The sequence below is a fragment of the Chitinibacter sp. ZOR0017 genome, assembly GCF_000799095.1.
GTDB classification, from domain to species: Bacteria; Pseudomonadota; Gammaproteobacteria; order Burkholderiales; family Chitinibacteraceae; genus Chitinibacter; species Chitinibacter tainanensis.
This window is the reverse complement of sequence record NZ_JTLG01000033.1, coordinates 19,636-35,745: the sequence shown is the minus strand read 5'-3', so window position 1 is coordinate 35,745 and position 16,110 is coordinate 19,636. Positions and strand designations below refer to the sequence as shown.

The following is a 16,110-nucleotide window of genomic DNA, read 5'->3' as shown; positions in this document are numbered from 1 at the left end:
TTTTTTTTTGCCTAGCGGCCGAAGAAAGTGGCGCTTTCGCTGATGTGCACCGCCGGATCATCCGCGGCGGTCAGCTGAAACAGCACCGGGTGTGCGCCCGGGCCGGGTGGCGTGGCCGTCTTTACGCGCACCACAAATTCGCGGCTCTCGGTGCCGGCGAGCTCCAACGTCTGGGCCTGATCAATTTCGGCGTGCAGCCCCGGCAGGCCGGTAACCCGCAGCTGATAGCGGCGGTTTTGTTCGGCGGTGTTTTGTAATTGCAGCCGGTACAGGTTTTCAGTGCTGCCATCGGCTAATTCGCGCGCCAGCGTATTGCGCTCGCGCACCAGATTCGCCTTCAGCGGCTGACGCGTACTGAGCGTATAAGCGCTCAAACCCAGCACCAGCAGCAGCGCCACACTAAAGAGCGCCACATGTGGGCGCCGCAGCTGTTGCCAGCCGCTCAGTCGCTGCGGCTGCTGCGCCAGTTCATTGGCGGTGGTATAGCGAATCAAACCACGCGGATACCCCACCTGATCCATCACCTGATCGCAAGCATCAATACAGGCGGTACAGGCAATGCACTCGTATTGCAGCCCTTCGCGAATATCGATTCCGGTCGGGCACACCTGCACACACAAGGTACACGATACACATTCGCCCAAGCCCAGTAGCTTGGGGTCTTGACCAATCGCGCGCGGGCCACGCGGCTCGCCCCGGGCGGCGTCGTAACTGATGATCAGGGTGTTGTCATCAAACATCGCGCTCTGAAAGCGCGAATACGGGCACATATGCTGGCACACTTGCTCGCGCAGCCAGCCGGCATTGCCATAGGTGGCTAGGGCGTACAGGCCAATCCAGAAACTATCCCACGGCCCCAGGCTGAAGCTAGCCAGCCCCGGCAACAGCTCGCTTAGCGGGGTGAAATAGGCCACGAAAGTAATCCCCGTCCAGAGCGAGAGCGCCAGCCAGAGGCTATGTTTCAGGCCTTTGCGCGCGAGTTTGGCAAGGCCCCACGGCGCCCGATCCAGCTTGATTCGTGCTGAGCGATCCCCTTCGCTTAGGTGTTCAAGCCACAAAAACAGCTGCGTATAGACCGTTTGCGGGCAGGCGTAGCCACACCATAAGCGCCCGCCAATCGCGGTCCAGACAAATAACCCAAAGGCCGACACCAGCAACAGCGCCATCAGATAAACAAAATCTTGCGGCAACAGCACCAGGCCAAATACATAAAACTTGCTGTGCGCCAGATCGAACAGCATGGCGGGGCGCTCATTGATCTGCAGCCACGGCACACCATAAAAAAACAGCTGGGTGAGCAGCACACAGGCAATGCGCCAGCGGTTAAACCGCCCATGCACCCAGCGTGGGTAGATTTTATTGCGCGGTTGAAAATGAATGGTCTGGACAGATGAAGTCGACATTGGGCGTATCCTGCCAGCGCAGGGCTGGCTGCAAGCAAATAGCCGCAGTATGCAAGCGCGCAAAAAACCAGAACAGAATCAGAAACTGCGGCAAAATGCGTATCAGATGTGCAGTTGGCTGCACTGCACCTGCCGTGGAAAATGCTGATGAAACGTTACGAAGCCCTGGCCGAGCTGTTGGCCGCCGATATTCGCAATGGCACCTTGCCGCCCGGCACGCGCTTGCCCTCGGTGCGCAAGCTACGCGCCCAGCATCAGGTGAGCCCGGCGACGATTTTTGCCGCCTATCACCGGCTGGAAGATCGCGGGCTGGTGCGCGCGCATGAGCGCTCGGGCTATTTTGTGCGCGGCCAAGCCAGCGCCCCGCTGGCCGAGCCACAAACGCACGCCACTACCTTGCCGCCGGCCGAAGTGGATATCAGTCAGCTGGTATTTTCGATTCTGGGGGCGGCGCAAGACCGGGCCGTGGTGCCGCTGGGCTCGGCCTTTCCATCGCCACGGCATTTTCCTTTGCCGCGGCTGGCCAAATCGCTGGCCAGTAGCGCTCGCTTTATCGATCCTTGGGAAACCGTGGCCAGCCTGCCGCCGGGGCATTTACCCCTGCGTCAGCAAATCGCCTTGCGCTATTTGGGTTTGGGCATTGCCCAGCCCGCCGATCAGATCATCATTACCAATGGGGCGCTCGAGGCGCTTAATCTGGCGCTGGCCGCACTCACCCAGCCGGGCGATCTGGTGGCGATTGAGTCGCCAGGCTTTTATGCCGCGCTGCAAGCGATTGAGCGGCTGAAGCTGAAAGCAATTGAAATTCCGGTGTGCCCAAAAGAAGGGTTGGATCTGGACGTACTGGCCGAGCTGTTGGCCGCGCACCCGATCAAGGCTTGCTGGTTGATGACCTCGTTTCAAAACCCGATGGGGGTGAGCCTGAGCGACGAGAAAAAGCAGCGCTTAGTGCAGATGCTCAGCGCGCGGCAGATCCCGCTGATTGAAGACGATGTGTATGGCGAGCTGTATTTTGGTCAGCGCCAGCCCTTGCCTGCCAAGGCGTTTGATCGCGCTGGCTGGGTGCTGCATTGTGGCTCTTTTTCCAAATGCCTGGCCCCCGGTTACCGCATTGGCTGGATTGCGCCCGGCCGGTTCGCTCGCCAAGTGGAGCAGCTCAAGCTGATGACCACGCTCTCGGCCAGCGTGCCTGCCCAGGCGGCGCTGGCCGATTATCTGCAAACTGGGGCCTATGACAAACATCTGCGCAAACTGCGGCATGTACTGGAAGGGCAGCTGGCGCTGATGAATGACGCGATTCGCCGGTATTTCCCGCCGGCCGTGCGTGTCTCCCGCCCGCAAGGCGGCTATTTTGTCTGGCTAGAGTTCCCCGCCGGCTTTGACACGCTACAACTACATCGTCAGGCCGCTGCCCACGGTATCAGCATTGCCCCTGGGCCTATTTTCTCGGCCAGCCGCCGTTTCAGCACTGCATGCGGCTCAATTTTGGCGGCCAGTGGGGCGCCGAGTTTGAGCTGGCGATGCAAACCTTGGGGCGCTTGATTGATGAGCAGAGCAGTGAGCATGCCTGATGTGCTCGACCTTAGGTGGCAGTCAGCATCGGGGCCGCACTTCAAAGCTTTTGCATAAGAGCTTCAAATCTCTTCGCCGCGGCCGAATTGCGAACGCCGTATCATGGCTTGATTCAATTTTCCTTGGCAGCACACCATGTTTACCCATTCCAGTTTGTTTATTAGTCATGGCGCACCGTCGACGGTGATCGATGATATTCCGGCGCGGCATTTTCTGGCCGGGCTGGGCGCGCGCCTGCCGCGGCCGCGGGCAATTGTGCTGATTTCGGCGCACAATATCGCGCGGCAAACGGTGGTGGGCACCGCCGCGCAGTGGCAGGAATGGCATGACTTTAGCGGCTTTGCGCCCGAGTTGTATCAGCTGCAATACCGGCCGCAAGGCGCGCCGGCGCTGGCCATGCAGATTGCGCAGGGTTTGGCGGCGGCGGGTATGCCGGTGGCGGTGAGCGATGATCCGGCGCTGGATCACGGCGCGTGGGTGCCGCTCAAATTAATCTACCCGCTGGCCGATGTGCCGGTGGTGACGGTCTCGCTGGCATTTCCGCTCGATAATTTGCACCATTGGCAGTTGGGCGAGCAGCTGGCAGCGCTGCTACCTCCGGATGTGTTGCTCGTTACATCCGGCAGCATTACACATAATTTGCGCGATGCCTTTGCCCGGATGTCGCCAACTGCTACGGCGGGCTCGACAGAGTATACCCTAGAGCAGTATGCGGCTGAGTTTATTGCGGATACTTATGCTGCGCTCAATACCCAGGGTAAAGATGGCTGGCTGCAATGGGAGCAACAGCTGCGCCACGCGCGGCGGGCGCATCCGAGCATCGAGCACTTTCTGCCCTTGCTGATCGCGCGCGCAGCGGCCGGTACGCAGCAGGCCGCGCCGCAGGTGCAGCCTTTGCATCAGAGTATGGTGCTGGGTGTGCTAGGCATGGATGTGATCGGGTTTAATTTGCCACCCATGGCGCAATAATGCGTTTTTGGCTGGGCTGGCTGCTACAATCGGGTGCTGATTTTTGTCTGATAGTTAGAGCCTGTTGATGACGCTTGAGGAAGCCTTTGCCGACGACGGCCCGTTTGCCGCCGCCTTTCCCGGCTATAAATTGCGCCAGCCCCAGCTGGAAATGGCGCAGGCGGTGGCCAATGCCATTGAGAGCCAAGGCCAGCTGATTGCCGAGGCCGGCACCGGCACCGGCAAAACCTTTGCCTATCTGGTACCCGCGCTACTGTCGGGCGGCAAAACGATTGTCTCGACCGGCACCAAAACGCTGCAAGATCAGCTGTTTAACCGCGATATCCCGAGCGTGCGCGATGTGTTGAAAGTGCCGGTGACGGTGGCGCTGTTGAAGGGGCGTTCGAACTACGTTTGCCACTATCATCTGGAGCGCGCCGAGCATGAAGGCCGCTTTATGCGCCGCGAAGATGTGGTGGATTTGCAAAAAGTAAAACGCTACGCCAAAGCCACGCAATCAGGCGATAAAGCCAGTTGCCCGGGCGTGCCGGAAGACGCGCCGATCTGGGCGCATGTCACCAGCACCCGCGATAATTGTCTGGGCCAGGATTGCCCCAGCCACAAAGAATGCTTTGTGCTCAAAGCCCGCCGCGAGGCGCAAGAAGCCGATGTGGTGGTGGTGAATCACCATCTGTTTTTTGCCGATGTCTGGCTGCGCGATGAAGGGGCAGGCGAGCTGTTGCCCGCCTGTAATACCGTGATTTTCGACGAGGCCCATCAGCTGCCCGAAGTCGCCAGCCTGTTTTTTGGCGATACACTCACCAGCGGCCAGATTGTTGAGCTGGCCCGCGATGCCCGCGCCGAGGCGCTGGTAGTGGCCAAAGATTTTATCCATTTGCCCAATGCCGCCGAAGCGCTGGAAAAAAGCGTGAAAGATCTGCGGCTCACCTTTAAAGATCAGCTGCGTTTGCCGCAACATGAGCTCGCCGCAGCCAATAAAGAGTTTTACCCGCAGCTTTTGGCGCTGCAAGCGGCGCTCAATACCCTGACCGATCTGTTGGCCAAGCAGGCCGAGCGGGCCGAAGGGCTGGAAAAATGCTATCAGCGCGCGAGCGAAATGGCGCGCTTGCTGACCGAATGGCAAGCTGAAGACTCAACCGAAACCGTGCACTGGATCGATGTCACCCCGCATGGCTTTATGCTGCATGTTACGCCGCTGAACATCGCCGATTTATTCCAGAAGCAGGTAAATTTTCATCCCCGCGCCTGGGTGTTTGCCTCGGCCACGCTGGCGGTGAACAATCAATTTACGCATTTTCAGCATGAGCTGGGGCTATGGAAAGCCGAAACGGCCACCTGGGATAGCCCCTTTGATTACAAGCAGCAGGCGGTACTGTATGTGCCGCAAGACATGCCGCCACCGAATACGCCGAGCTATACCCCTGCCGTAATCGACAAAGCCTGGCCTTTGCTGCAGCTCACTCAAGGGCATGCGTTTTTGCTGTTTACCAGTTTGAAAGCCATGCGCGAAGCGCACGAGCTGGTGCTGGAAAAATTGAAAGCCGCCAATCTGGATTGGCCGGTGTTTTTGCAAGGCAGTACCTCGCGTACCGAGCTGCTGGAGCAGTTTCGCCGTTCGCCCAATGCGATTTTGGTGGCGAGCCAAACCTTCTGGGAAGGGATCGACGTGCGCGGCGAGCAGTTATCCTTGGTGGTGATCGACAAGTTGCCGTTCTCGCCGCCGGATGATCCGGTGCTGTCGGCGCGGATGGAGCAAATTACCAAGGCCGGCCGTAGCCCGTTTATGGATTATCAATTGCCCAATGCCACCATTACCCTTAAGCAGGGTGCGGGGCGGCTGATTCGCGATGAAAGCGATACCGGCATTTTGATGATTGCCGATACGCGCCTGGTTGAAAAACACTACGGCAAGCTGATCTGGAAAAGCCTGCCGCCGATGTTTCGCTCGCGCGAACTGGCCAATGTGCAAAAATTCTACGCGCTTAAACAAGCGCAAAAAACCGCCGGCCCTGCGGCCGAGCCTAACTAACTCATCGCTGCTGGAGAACCACCGTGGCCCGATCTGCTAAAGCCACCCCGTCACCCCGTGCGCCCAAAGGGGCCAAACCGGTTAGCCGGCCGTCCTTCTGGGGCCGTGTGGCCGGCTTTGCGCTGTTGGGGTTCTTGGTCTGTGGCGTGCTCTTGGGCGGCTGGCTGTATAGCTGGGCCACCGAGCCGCAGCCCAAGCCGGCAGGCGGCTATGTGCAGCTGGAGCCGGGTACGGTGCAGCAATTGGCGCAGCAATTACAAGCACAAGGGGCGCTGGATTCGCCCACGCTATTTGTCTGGCTGGCGCGCGCCAGCGGCAAAGATACGCAATTAAAAGCCGGCCGCTATCGCATCATGGCGGATATATCGCCGTGGCTGTTGCTGCGCAAGCTGAGCAAGGGCGATACCGATGAGCTGATGGTAACGCTGGTGGAAGGCTGGAACTGGCGGGAAGTGAAGAAAACCCTGCTGGCCAATCCGCATCTGAAGCATGAGATCGCCCAGCTGAGCGATGCCGAAATTCTGGCGCGCCTCGGGATTGTGGCCGATTCGCCCGAAGGGCTGTTTTTCCCCGATACCTACCAGATCGAGGCCGGTAGCTCGGATTTAAAACTGCTGGCACGCGCGCATCAGCGCCTGCAAAGCAAGCTGGAAGCGGCCTGGGCGGCGCGCAAGCCCGATTTGCCGCTGAAAAATGCCTATGAAGCTTTGATCTTGGCCTCGCTGGTGGAAAAAGAAACCGGCCGCGCGGCCGATCGGCCGCTGATTGCCGGCGTGTTTATCAATCGGCTGAAGCTGGGCATGCGTCTGCAAACCGATCCGGCGGTGATTTATGGCGTGGGGGAGAGCTTTGCCGGGGACATCACCAAGGCGCATTTACGCACCGATACCCCGTATAACACCTATACCCGTAATGGCCTCACCCCCACACCGATTGCCATGGTGGGCGAGGCTGCTTTGTTGGCCGCCACCCAGCCTGCAGATACCTCCGCCCTGTATTTCGTGGCACGCGGCGATGGATCTAGCCAATTTTCAAATACCCTTGATGAGCATAATGCGGCGGTGAATAAATACCTGCGCTAAGCCCATCAGCGCTGTTTGCGCTGCGTCTGATCTAGATCAAGCGGGTCACCAAACGGTCACCTGCCTGTCGCCAATTTGTAAGTGTCTCTCGCCTAAGCTGTGCGTACCTTTGGGAGAGCCTTATGAAACAACTATTAATGGTGAGCGCCATTGCGCTCGGTTTGTCCGCATGTGGCGGTTCCTCCGTCACCAATCCTGCCCCTACGCCAAGCGCCACGCCGGTTGCGCAGGCCAGCACACCGAAAAATGTGATCTTCTTCCTCGGCGACGGGATGGGGATGACTACCCTGACTGCGGCGCGGATCTACGCCGTGGGCGAAGACGGTGAGCTCACCATCGATACCCTGCCCGAAACCGCCTTCGTTAAAACCTTCTCCAATGATGCGCAAGTCACCGATTCGGCGCCGTCAATGGCGGCGTATATGACCGGCGTGAAGATGAATAACGAAGTGATTTCCATGTCGCAAGACACGCTGGCCAAAGACCCGAATAAAGACCTGACCAGCAATTGCGGCAGTAGCAATGGCAAGCCGGTGACCACTTTGCTGGAAATCGCCAAAGCCGCGGGCCTGGCCACCGGCGTGGTGACTACCACCCGTATTACCCACGCGACGCCAGCAGCCACTTATGCCCACGTTTGCCACCGCGATGCGGAAAACGACATTGCCGCCCAATTGGTGCCTGGCGATGACAAGAGCGGTTTTAATCGGCAATTACTCGATGGCGTGGATGTGGTGTTTGGGGGCGGTAGCCAATTCTTCAAGCCCACCGCCGCGGGGGGCAAACGCGCCGATGGCCGCGATCTGATCGCCGAAATGAAGGCGAATGCCTATAGCATTGCCAGTAACAAAGCCGAGTTCGATCAGCTGGACCCAAAAACGGCCAAGAAAATGTTTGGTCTGTTTAGCTCAAGCCATATGAGCTACGACCTGGATCGCGACCCTGCCAAAGAGCCAAGCCTGGCCGACATGACGGTGAAAGCCATTCAGGGTCTGCAAAAGAATAGCAAAGGCATGTTCCTGATGGTGGAAGGTGGCCGCATTGACCATGCGCTGCACGAAACCACGGCCAAGAAAGCGCTGCAAGACACCGTGGCCTTTGATAACGCGATTAAAGCCGCGATCGCCGAAGTGAAGAAAACCGATCCGGAACTCAAAAACACCCTGATCGTCGTTACCGCCGACCATGATCACACGCTGGTGCTGAATGGCTATGCCGCACGGACCGGTAAATCTGCCGCGGGCAACCCTGGGGTGCTGGGGTTGGTGCGTAATTACAGCGATGGCAGCCTCGCCAAAGACGACGATGGGATGCCGTACACCATTATCGGGTTTGGTACCGGTGAAAACCGCGTGAATGACAGCCGCAGCAAATTTGCCGCGCTGACCGATGAGGCGGTGTTTGCCAATAGCTATCACCAGGAAGCAGTGATTCAAACCGCGGTAGGGGCAGAGACGCATGGTGGTAATAACGTCTTTCTGGGCGCGATCGGTAAAAACGCCGATTCATTTGCCGGCGTGATCGACAACACCAAAGTCTTCTCGCTGATTCGCAGCGCCATGGGCCTGTAAGTGATGCAGCGCAACCGAACTTATTCTGGAATGATGATGAAAAAGACCTTACTTGCAGCCTTGTTTGTTTCTGCCTTTGCGCAACCGTCGCTGGCTGCCGGCGAAGCGAAAAACGTGATTTTCTTCCTGGGTGATGGCATGGGCCCGGCCACCGTCACCGCGGCGCGCATCTACAAATACAAAGAAGAAGGCGAGCTGAATATGGAAAAGCTCGATGGTAAAACCCGCACGGCCCGGGTGAAAACCTTCTCGAATGATGCGCAAACCACCGATTCGGCGCCGTCGATGTCTGCCTATATGACTGGCGTGAAGATGAATAATGAAGTCATCTCAATGAGCCCGGATACCAAGCCAACCAAGCCCAATGGCAAGGATTCGGCCTGCGCGGCCAATAATGGCAAACCGGTGGACACCATTCTGGAGCTTGCCAAAGCCAAGGGCAAAGCCGTGGGCGCCGTCACCACGACGACGGTTACCCATGCCACCCCCGCTGCCACTTATGCGCACATTTGCCACCGTGATGCTGAAAACGCAATTGCCGCGCAGGCCGCGGTGGGTGGGCTGGGATACAACAGTAAGTTGGGCGATGGGCTGGATGTCTTGATGGGTGGCGGCTGGCAATTCTTCCGCCCAACCGGTGCCTCAGGTGTACGCACGGATGGCCGTGATCTGATTGCCGAGTTGCAAGCCAAAGGCTACACCTACGCCGCCAGCGGCAGCCAACTGGCGGCGGTAGACGGCAAAAACACCAGCAAATTGCTGGGGCTGTTTAATAAAAGCCATCTCTCATACGAGCTAGACCGGGTGAAAGGCAAGCTGAATGAGCCAAGCCTGAAAGACATGACCTTGAAAGCGATTGAGGTCCTGGCCAAGAAACCCGAAGGCTTTTTCCTGATGGTGGAAGGCGGCCGGATTGACCATGCCCTGCACGGCACCAATGCCAAAAAAGTACTGGATGACACGATTGCCTTTGATGATGCGATCAAAGCGGCGCTGGATGAAATGCAAAAACGCGATCCAGGCCTGAAAAACACCCTGATCGTGGTCACCGCCGACCATGATCACACCATGACCATCAATGGTTATGGCAAGCGGGGCAGCAATATCCTTGGCACGGTGAAAGACTACAAAACCGGCGCTGAATCCAAAGACGTGAACGGCAACAACTACACCACCTTGGTGTTTGGTAACGGGCCCAATCGCAAACCGGTACGCAGCAATTTGCTGGAAGGCGATGCAGATAAAAGCCAGGTGTTGCACGATGATTATCAGCAGGAAACCGGGGTGCGCCTGGGCAGCGAAACCCACGGTGGTGGCGATGTGATGCTGTTTGCCACCGGGGCGGGGGGGGCCTCCAAAACCTTTAAAGGGACCATCGACAACACCAAGGTCTTTAGCTTGCTGAAGTCGGCTTACGGTTTCTAAGCGCCTGCTTGTGGAGTGAACCAGGCCCTGCCGCGTTGCGGCAGGGTGAGTTTAATGATTGAGTTTATGTCTATTATTCGTGCAATTATCGGGTTGGCACTGCTGCCCGCCCTCGCCAGCGCTGCCAGCCAGCCGCAGCCACTCTCCGCGATCATGACCTTTGAAAGTAAAGTGCTCAGTAGCGAAGGGGTGGAAAAACAAACCCGCTTTCAAGAGCGCCTCATCCGAGATGGGCGTAATGTCTGGACGGTGCGGCTCCTGCCGGCCGGCACCCCACCGCATGTGCATCAGGCGGGGGATCATCAGCACAAACACGACACCAATTTTGTGTTGGCGGCCAAATGGATTGCGCTCGATGCACAGCAAAAAGCGCAGCTAAAGTTTGTGCGTCAGGAAACCAAAACCATCATCACCCCACGGACCGAAGAGTTTGCCGGGCTGGGTTTTGATGGCTCATGGGAGCATGCGGCTTATTTGCTCGATCGCTCGGCTTTGCAGCAGATGCGGGTGCTGAATAAACCTGCGCCAGCTGGCTGCCAATGGTATGAGCGCAGCGGCGATAAACTGTACACCCGCGTGCTGTGGGATCAGGCTTGGCAGCTACCACGGCAGATTGAAACGGGCAGCTTGGATGGCTTGTCGTTCAACCGGATTAGCATCGAGCGACGGCCGATGCCGGCCACGATGCCCTGGCGTACCCTGGCTGGGTATCGGGCCGTAGCCTATGAGGATCTTCTGGATTGAAGCTATACCCATTTATTTCATCAGGCTGACACGGGTCGGCTTCTCATAAAACTGTCATCTGATTGGTATTTTCCTGTCATATTTGCTGATTACAGTGTCGCTTTTTCTGACCACCCTTCAGGGTAAGAGCGATGTCCAAGTCTAATCATTTCAATGACGAAAATTCCAACACCTCTGCCAACCCGACGTTTGATTCGGTACTCGAACAGCGCTTGCTGAATCGTCGCAGCTTCCTGGGTATGGGCGCCTCTGCGGCCGCCGTGCTGGGCGGGATGAGCCTGGGCCTGACTGGCTGTTCATCGGGCGGCGATGTAGTGCCAGGAGCGACACCTGCCCCAACTGCAACGCCTGTACCTACGGCTGCGCCAAATCAGATCGTAACCCGTCTGGGCTTCACCGCCGTGCCAAAATCACTGGCGGATGTGGTAACACTGCCACCGGGCTACAGCTATCAAGTGATCTATGCGCTGGGCGATCCGCTGACTGCCGCGACGACCGCGTTCAAAAACGACGGCACTGATGCTGATTTCTATAACCGTGCGGGTGATCACCACGACGGTATGGAATGGTTCGGGCTGGATGCCGCTGGCAAACCATCCGCCTCTGCCGCTGATCGCGGCCTGTTGGCGATGAACCATGAAGCCACCACTGATGAAGTTTCTTCTTTCTTTATCCATGCTAATGGCGGCACCAAAGCCCTGCCACGTCCAGCGGCAGAAGTAGATAAAGAAGTCGATATCCACGGCCTGTCGGTCGTTGAAATCAAAGCGACCAACCGTAAATGGGCGACTGTACAGGGCTCTAGCTTTAACCGCCGTGTGACGCCGCTGACCGAAGTTGAAATCGCTGGCCCAGCTCGTGGCCACGCGCTGTTGAAAACCAAGTTCTCGCCAACCGGCACCAAAACCCGCGGTACGATCAATAACTGCGGTTGCGGTAAATCGCCATGGGGCACTTATCTGTCTGGCGAAGAAAACTGGGCAGGTTATTTCTATCGCGTCAGCGCGGATGACACCAATCGTGGTGACAAGAGCGTTGTTGCACTGAAACGGTACGGCCGTAACGCCGGTTCGGCTTCACGTCACGGTTGGGAAACCGCTGGTCCAGACGACAAGTATGCGCGCTGGAATATCAGCAAAACCGGTACTTCGGCTGACGGCTCTGATGACTATCGCAACGAGATGAATGGCCAAGGCTATATCATCGAGATGGATGCATACGATAAATCCAAAGCACTGAAAAAACGTACCGCTTTGGGTCGCTTTGCGCATGAGAGTGCTGCGTTTGGTCTGCCCGTTGTCGGCAAGCCACTGACTGTGTATCTGGGCGATGATTCGCGCAATGAATACATGTACAAGTTTGTGTCTAAAGCCGTGTGGTCGGCAGCGGATGCCAACCCAAGCGATCGCATTGCCATCGGCGACAAATACCTCGATGAAGGTACGCTGTATGTGGCCAAGTTCAATGCCGATGGCAGCGGTGAGTGGATCGAGCTGTCGCTGAACAACCCGCTGATCAAAAACTACGCTGGCTACACCTTTGCCGACCAAGCGGACATCTGCATCAACGCCCGTCTGGCTGGTGATGCGGTTGGCGCGACGAAGATGGACCGTCCAGAGTGGGGTGGTGTGCACCCAGTCACCGGTGATTACTATCAAACCCTGACTAACAACAGCAACCGCGATATCAACGCGGCCGCGAGCCCGAAACTGGTGCCAGACAGCGCCAACCCACGTGTTTATGCTGATGCTGATGGCATTAAGAGCAAAGGTAACCCGAATGGTCACATCCTGCGCACCAAAGAAGGCGCAACCGTGACCAGCTTTAAGTGGGATGTGTATCTGTTCGCCGCTGAAGCCGATATGGATAAAGGCACGGTTAACCTGTCGAATCTGACCGATGACCAGGATATGTCGTCGCCGGACGGCCTGGCCTTTAGCCAGAGCACAGGTATTTGCTGGATTCAAACCGATGACGGCTCGTACACCGATGTGACCAACTGCATGATGCTGGCCGCGATTCCAGGTAAACAGGGCGATGGCGCGAGCAAAACGCTGAGCTACACCAAAACCGATGGCAGCAAGCTGGATGTGGTAACCCAAGTTGGCGCAGCACCTACTGCCGATACGCTGAAACGCTTCCTGGTTGGCCCGAAAGATTGTGAAATCACCGGCCTGTGCGAAACCCCGGATGGCAAGGCGCTGTTTATTAATATTCAGCACCCAGGTGAAGGCACCAAAATGGCTGACGTGGCAGACCCAACTAAATACACCAGCCAATGGCCAAGCAATGCCGGCTACGGCGCGGGTAAACGTCCGCGTTCAGCCACCATCGTGATCACCAAAGATGACGGTGGCCGTATCGGTACCTAATGCATTACATGCAGCAATAAAAAACCCGCCGGAAGGCGGGTTTTTTATTGGGTATATGTCGGAAAGTATTTTGAACTAATGCTTCTGGCGCTATACCTAGGTGGCGTATCTATTTGGAGTATTTGTTGATCGCGGCCTGAATCTCGGCGATGGCTTTTTCGATGTCTTCGTCGCTGATATCGGGGATCTTGTCTTTACCGAGGGTATCGATGTGCGTGCTGACGGTGTTTTCATCCAGCTTCACCGTCGAGACAAAGGCGCTATCTTCTTCGCGGTCGGCTTCATGCCAGTTGATGCCCAGTGCGGTGAGATTGTCGCCAAACTTTCCGCCGCGTAGTTCGGCCTTATCCAGTAATTGCGGCAAGGCAAACATGACGGGGAAGGAGCTGAGGAAGTGGGTGATTTCATCTTCGGCCAGCGAGCCCCACAGCCCATCGGTACACAGCATAATGCAGTCACCGGCAAACAGCGTCATGCGGCCGCCGACCTCGATTTCCGGCATCAGAGTGCCGCCCAGGCAGTTGTAGATTTTGTTTTTTTCTGCGTGATGCAAGGCTTGTTCGGCGGAGATCACCCCGTTTTCGACGAGCTTTTGCACTTTAGAATGGTCGCGCGTCTGCGCGATGGTAAAGCCATCGCGAATCAGATACAGCCGTGAATCGCCCACATGAGCCCAAAATGCGGTTTCATCCTGCACGATGCAGGCCACCACCGTGGTGCGGGGGATTTCCAGTAAATGCTGTGAAATCGCGTAGTTGTAGATCGCTTCGTGGCAGTTAAGCAGTGCCTCGGTCAGAAATTGCACCGGGTTAGCAATAACTGGTGTGGCTTTTTTCTGAAACTGATCTGTGAGCAGCTCGACGGTAATCTGGGCGGCGACTTCGCCGTGCAAATGCCCGCCCATGCCATCGGCCACCACCAGCAGCAAGGCATCGCGACTGTAGGAGTAGCCCACGCGGTCTTGATTGTATTCACGCCCGCCTTTGCGGCTATCCTGAAAAACCGTGAATTTCATTCCTCACCTTTGCGTTTCGGGCGAGTCATTTCGGCCCATTTGCGTTTGATCGAGTTCACCAGATTGTTTTTCTTGCGCGGCGGCGAGCCGGCTTCGAGCAAGGCTTTCTGGATTTGCGGCACGCTTTGCGGCCGCACCGTCGGGTCAACTGCGATACATTGATGGATTAAATCCAGCAGCTCGGGCGAATAGCGATCGCCGTAGAGTGTATCTAGGCGTTGGACTTTGTCTTCTTTTTCGCGTGCATCTGAGGGCTGCGGCGCCGTGCCGGCAATGCAGGCATACATCGAGGCGCCAATCCCGTAAATATCGGTCCAGGGGCCCAATTGATCTTTGCGCCGGTATTGCTCGGGCGCGGCAAAGCCCGGGGTGTACATCGGGGTGAGCCGGGCATGCTCGGTGGTTAAGGTTTGCCGGGCTGAGCCAAAATCCAGTAGCACCGGGGAGCCATCTTTGCGGATATAGATATTGGCCGGCTTGATATCCAGATGCAGTAATTTATGCAGGTGTACTTCACGCAAACCGTTGAGCAGGTTGTAAAACACGCTGCGAATCAGTTTTTCATCGACGCCTTCGCGGTCGTGGTTGAGCTGGATTTCCTTTTGCAGCGTGCGGCCGCGCTCGTAATCCATCACCATGTACACGGTTTCATTGGCGCGAAAGAAATTCAGCACGCGGACAATATTCGGGTGCTGAATGCGGGCCAGTGTTTTGCCTTCTTCAAAGAAGCATTTCAGGCCATGGCGAAACAGGGCGATATTTTCTTCGCTGGTGGCCTGCACGGCCACGCCCTCTTTGCGCAGGGCGAGCGAATTGGGCAGGTATTCCTTGATGGCGACCGGATAATCGTTCTCATCGTGGGCCAGATACACAATACTGAAACCGCCAGCAGAGAGTAGCTTGGCGATGGTGTAATTTTGCAGCTGGTAGCCGCGCGCGAGCGGTTGATTGCTTGGGGTGGCCATGCTTGGCTTTCGGTATAATTGCAGTATCTCTAAATTGTGTGTCGCCACCCGCTAATTGTAAAGCGGGTTCTTACAAAGGAAATTTATGATTCTCAGCATGACCGGCTACGCCAGTAGCCAGCGCGAGTTGTCTCATGGGGTTTTGTCGGTTGAGCTGCGTGCCGTCAATCATCGTTTTCTCGATCTAAGTCTGCGTTTGCCAGAGGAATTTCGCGCACTGGAAGGGGCGATTCGCGAAAAACTCAGTGGCCGGCTTAATCGCGGCAAGCTCGAATGTCGGGTGGCATTTAATGCCCGTGAGGGGGCTGCTAGCCAGTTGCGCCTTAACAACGCTCTGGTGGCCGAGCTACTGCGCTTGGCCGATCAAGTGAAAGAGCATCAACTGGGGGCGGGTGATTTGCGCATGGGCGAAATCTTGCGCTGGCCCGGGGTGATTGAGTCGGATGCGCTGCCGGCAGAAGTACTGCACGCTACGGCGATGCAGCTCTTGGATGAAGCGCTGGATGAATTTGTGGCCGCGCGCGGGCGTGAGGGCGAGAAACTAGGCGCGATTTTGCTGGCGCGCGCCGACGAAATGAGCAGCGTACTGGCGCAAATTGCGCCGCGCCTGCCGCAGATCATTGATGAATACGAAAACAAACTCAAGCAGCGCCTGCAAGAAGCTCTGGGAAGCGCCGACGATGAACGCGTGCGCCAAGAGCTGGTGCTGTTTGCGCAAAAAGTCGATGTACAGGAAGAAGTCGATCGCCTGCATACTCACTTGGCCGAGTTGCGCCGCATTGTGCAGCAAGGCGGCCATGCAGGTAAGCGGCTGGATTTTCTGATGCAGGAGCTAAATCGCGAAGCCAATACTTTTGGGTCTAAATCGGTTTCGACCGATACCACCAAAGTCGCGATGACACTCAAAGTGCTGATCGAGCAGATGCGCGAGCAAATTCAGAATATCGAATAATCAGCGCCAGA

At 57.0% G+C, this 16,110-nt stretch carries 12 protein-coding genes; 9 read left to right on the top strand and 3 right to left on the bottom strand.

Going from position 1 to position 16,110, the window contains the following annotated elements; genetic code table 11:
- Nucleotides 1–11 precede the first annotated feature (11 nt).
- Nucleotides 12–1,403 (bottom strand): cytochrome c oxidase accessory protein CcoG, encoded by a 1,392-nt coding sequence (gene ccoG, locus L991_RS11105; RefSeq protein WP_047395325.1) that lies wholly within the window; start codon nucleotides 1,401–1,403, stop codon nucleotides 12–14.
- Nucleotides 1,404–1,550: 147 nt separating this feature from the next.
- On the opposite strand from ccoG, the gene L991_RS11100 reads away from it, so the two are divergent.
- The 8 genes from L991_RS11100 (at nucleotide 1,551) to L991_RS11065 (ending at nucleotide 13,167) form a co-directional block, all read left to right on the top strand.
- Complete coding sequence (locus L991_RS11100) at nucleotides 1,551–2,945, top strand: PLP-dependent aminotransferase family protein (protein ID WP_304413147.1); 1,395 nt, start codon at nucleotides 1,551–1,553, stop codon at nucleotides 2,943–2,945.
- Nucleotides 2,946–3,110: 165 nt separating this feature from the next.
- Nucleotides 3,111–3,944, top strand: coding sequence for a class III extradiol ring-cleavage dioxygenase (locus tag L991_RS11095; RefSeq protein ID WP_047395322.1), 834 nt, complete (start codon nucleotides 3,111–3,113; stop codon nucleotides 3,942–3,944).
- 67 nt (nucleotides 3,945–4,011) lie between these two features.
- On the top strand, nucleotides 4,012–5,973 hold the full coding sequence (locus L991_RS11090; protein ID WP_047395319.1) for an ATP-dependent DNA helicase: 1,962 nt from the start codon (nucleotides 4,012–4,014) through the stop codon (nucleotides 5,971–5,973).
- 23 nt (nucleotides 5,974–5,996) lie between these two features.
- A complete protein-coding gene (gene mltG, locus L991_RS11085) occupies nucleotides 5,997–7,055 on the top strand; it encodes an endolytic transglycosylase MltG (RefSeq protein WP_231550541.1) in 1,059 nt (352 codons plus the stop codon).
- Between the two features lie 122 nt (nucleotides 7,056–7,177).
- The gene (locus tag L991_RS11080; protein ID WP_047395316.1) at nucleotides 7,178–8,626 is read left to right on the top strand and encodes an alkaline phosphatase; all 1,449 of its coding nucleotides are present in this window, start codon (nucleotides 7,178–7,180) and stop codon (nucleotides 8,624–8,626) included.
- A gap of 36 nt (nucleotides 8,627–8,662) precedes the next feature.
- On the top strand, nucleotides 8,663–10,051 hold the full coding sequence (locus L991_RS11075; RefSeq protein ID WP_197053870.1) for an alkaline phosphatase: 1,389 nt from the start codon (nucleotides 8,663–8,665) through the stop codon (nucleotides 10,049–10,051).
- A 66-nt stretch (nucleotides 10,052–10,117) separates the two neighbouring features.
- Nucleotides 10,118–10,795 carry a hypothetical protein gene (locus L991_RS11070; protein WP_156129054.1) on the top strand — a complete coding sequence of 226 codons (678 nt, stop codon included), beginning with the start codon at nucleotides 10,118–10,120 and terminating at the stop codon, nucleotides 10,793–10,795.
- Nucleotides 10,796–10,926: 131 nt separating this feature from the next.
- A complete protein-coding gene (locus L991_RS11065) occupies nucleotides 10,927–13,167 on the top strand; it encodes a PhoX family phosphatase (RefSeq protein WP_047395307.1) in 2,241 nt (746 codons plus the stop codon).
- Nucleotides 13,168–13,276: 109 nt separating this feature from the next.
- On the opposite strand, the gene L991_RS11060 is transcribed toward L991_RS11065, so the two are convergent.
- Both L991_RS11060 and L991_RS11055 read right to left on the bottom strand, forming a co-directional pair.
- Nucleotides 13,277–14,182, bottom strand: a complete 906-nt coding sequence (locus tag L991_RS11060; RefSeq protein ID WP_028449539.1) for a PP2C family serine/threonine-protein phosphatase — start codon at nucleotides 14,180–14,182, stop codon at nucleotides 13,277–13,279.
- Entirely contained in the window at nucleotides 14,179–15,147 is a 969-nt protein-coding gene (locus tag L991_RS11055) for a serine/threonine-protein kinase (RefSeq protein ID WP_028449538.1), read from the bottom strand. The genes L991_RS11060 and L991_RS11055 overlap by 4 nt, the downstream gene beginning before the upstream one ends.
- Before the next feature lie 85 nt (nucleotides 15,148–15,232).
- On the opposite strand from L991_RS11055, the gene L991_RS11050 reads away from it, so the two are divergent.
- The gene (locus L991_RS11050; RefSeq protein ID WP_047395304.1) at nucleotides 15,233–16,099 is read left to right on the top strand and encodes a YicC/YloC family endoribonuclease; all 867 of its coding nucleotides are present in this window, start codon (nucleotides 15,233–15,235) and stop codon (nucleotides 16,097–16,099) included.
- Nucleotides 16,100–16,110: the final 11 nt, after the last annotated feature.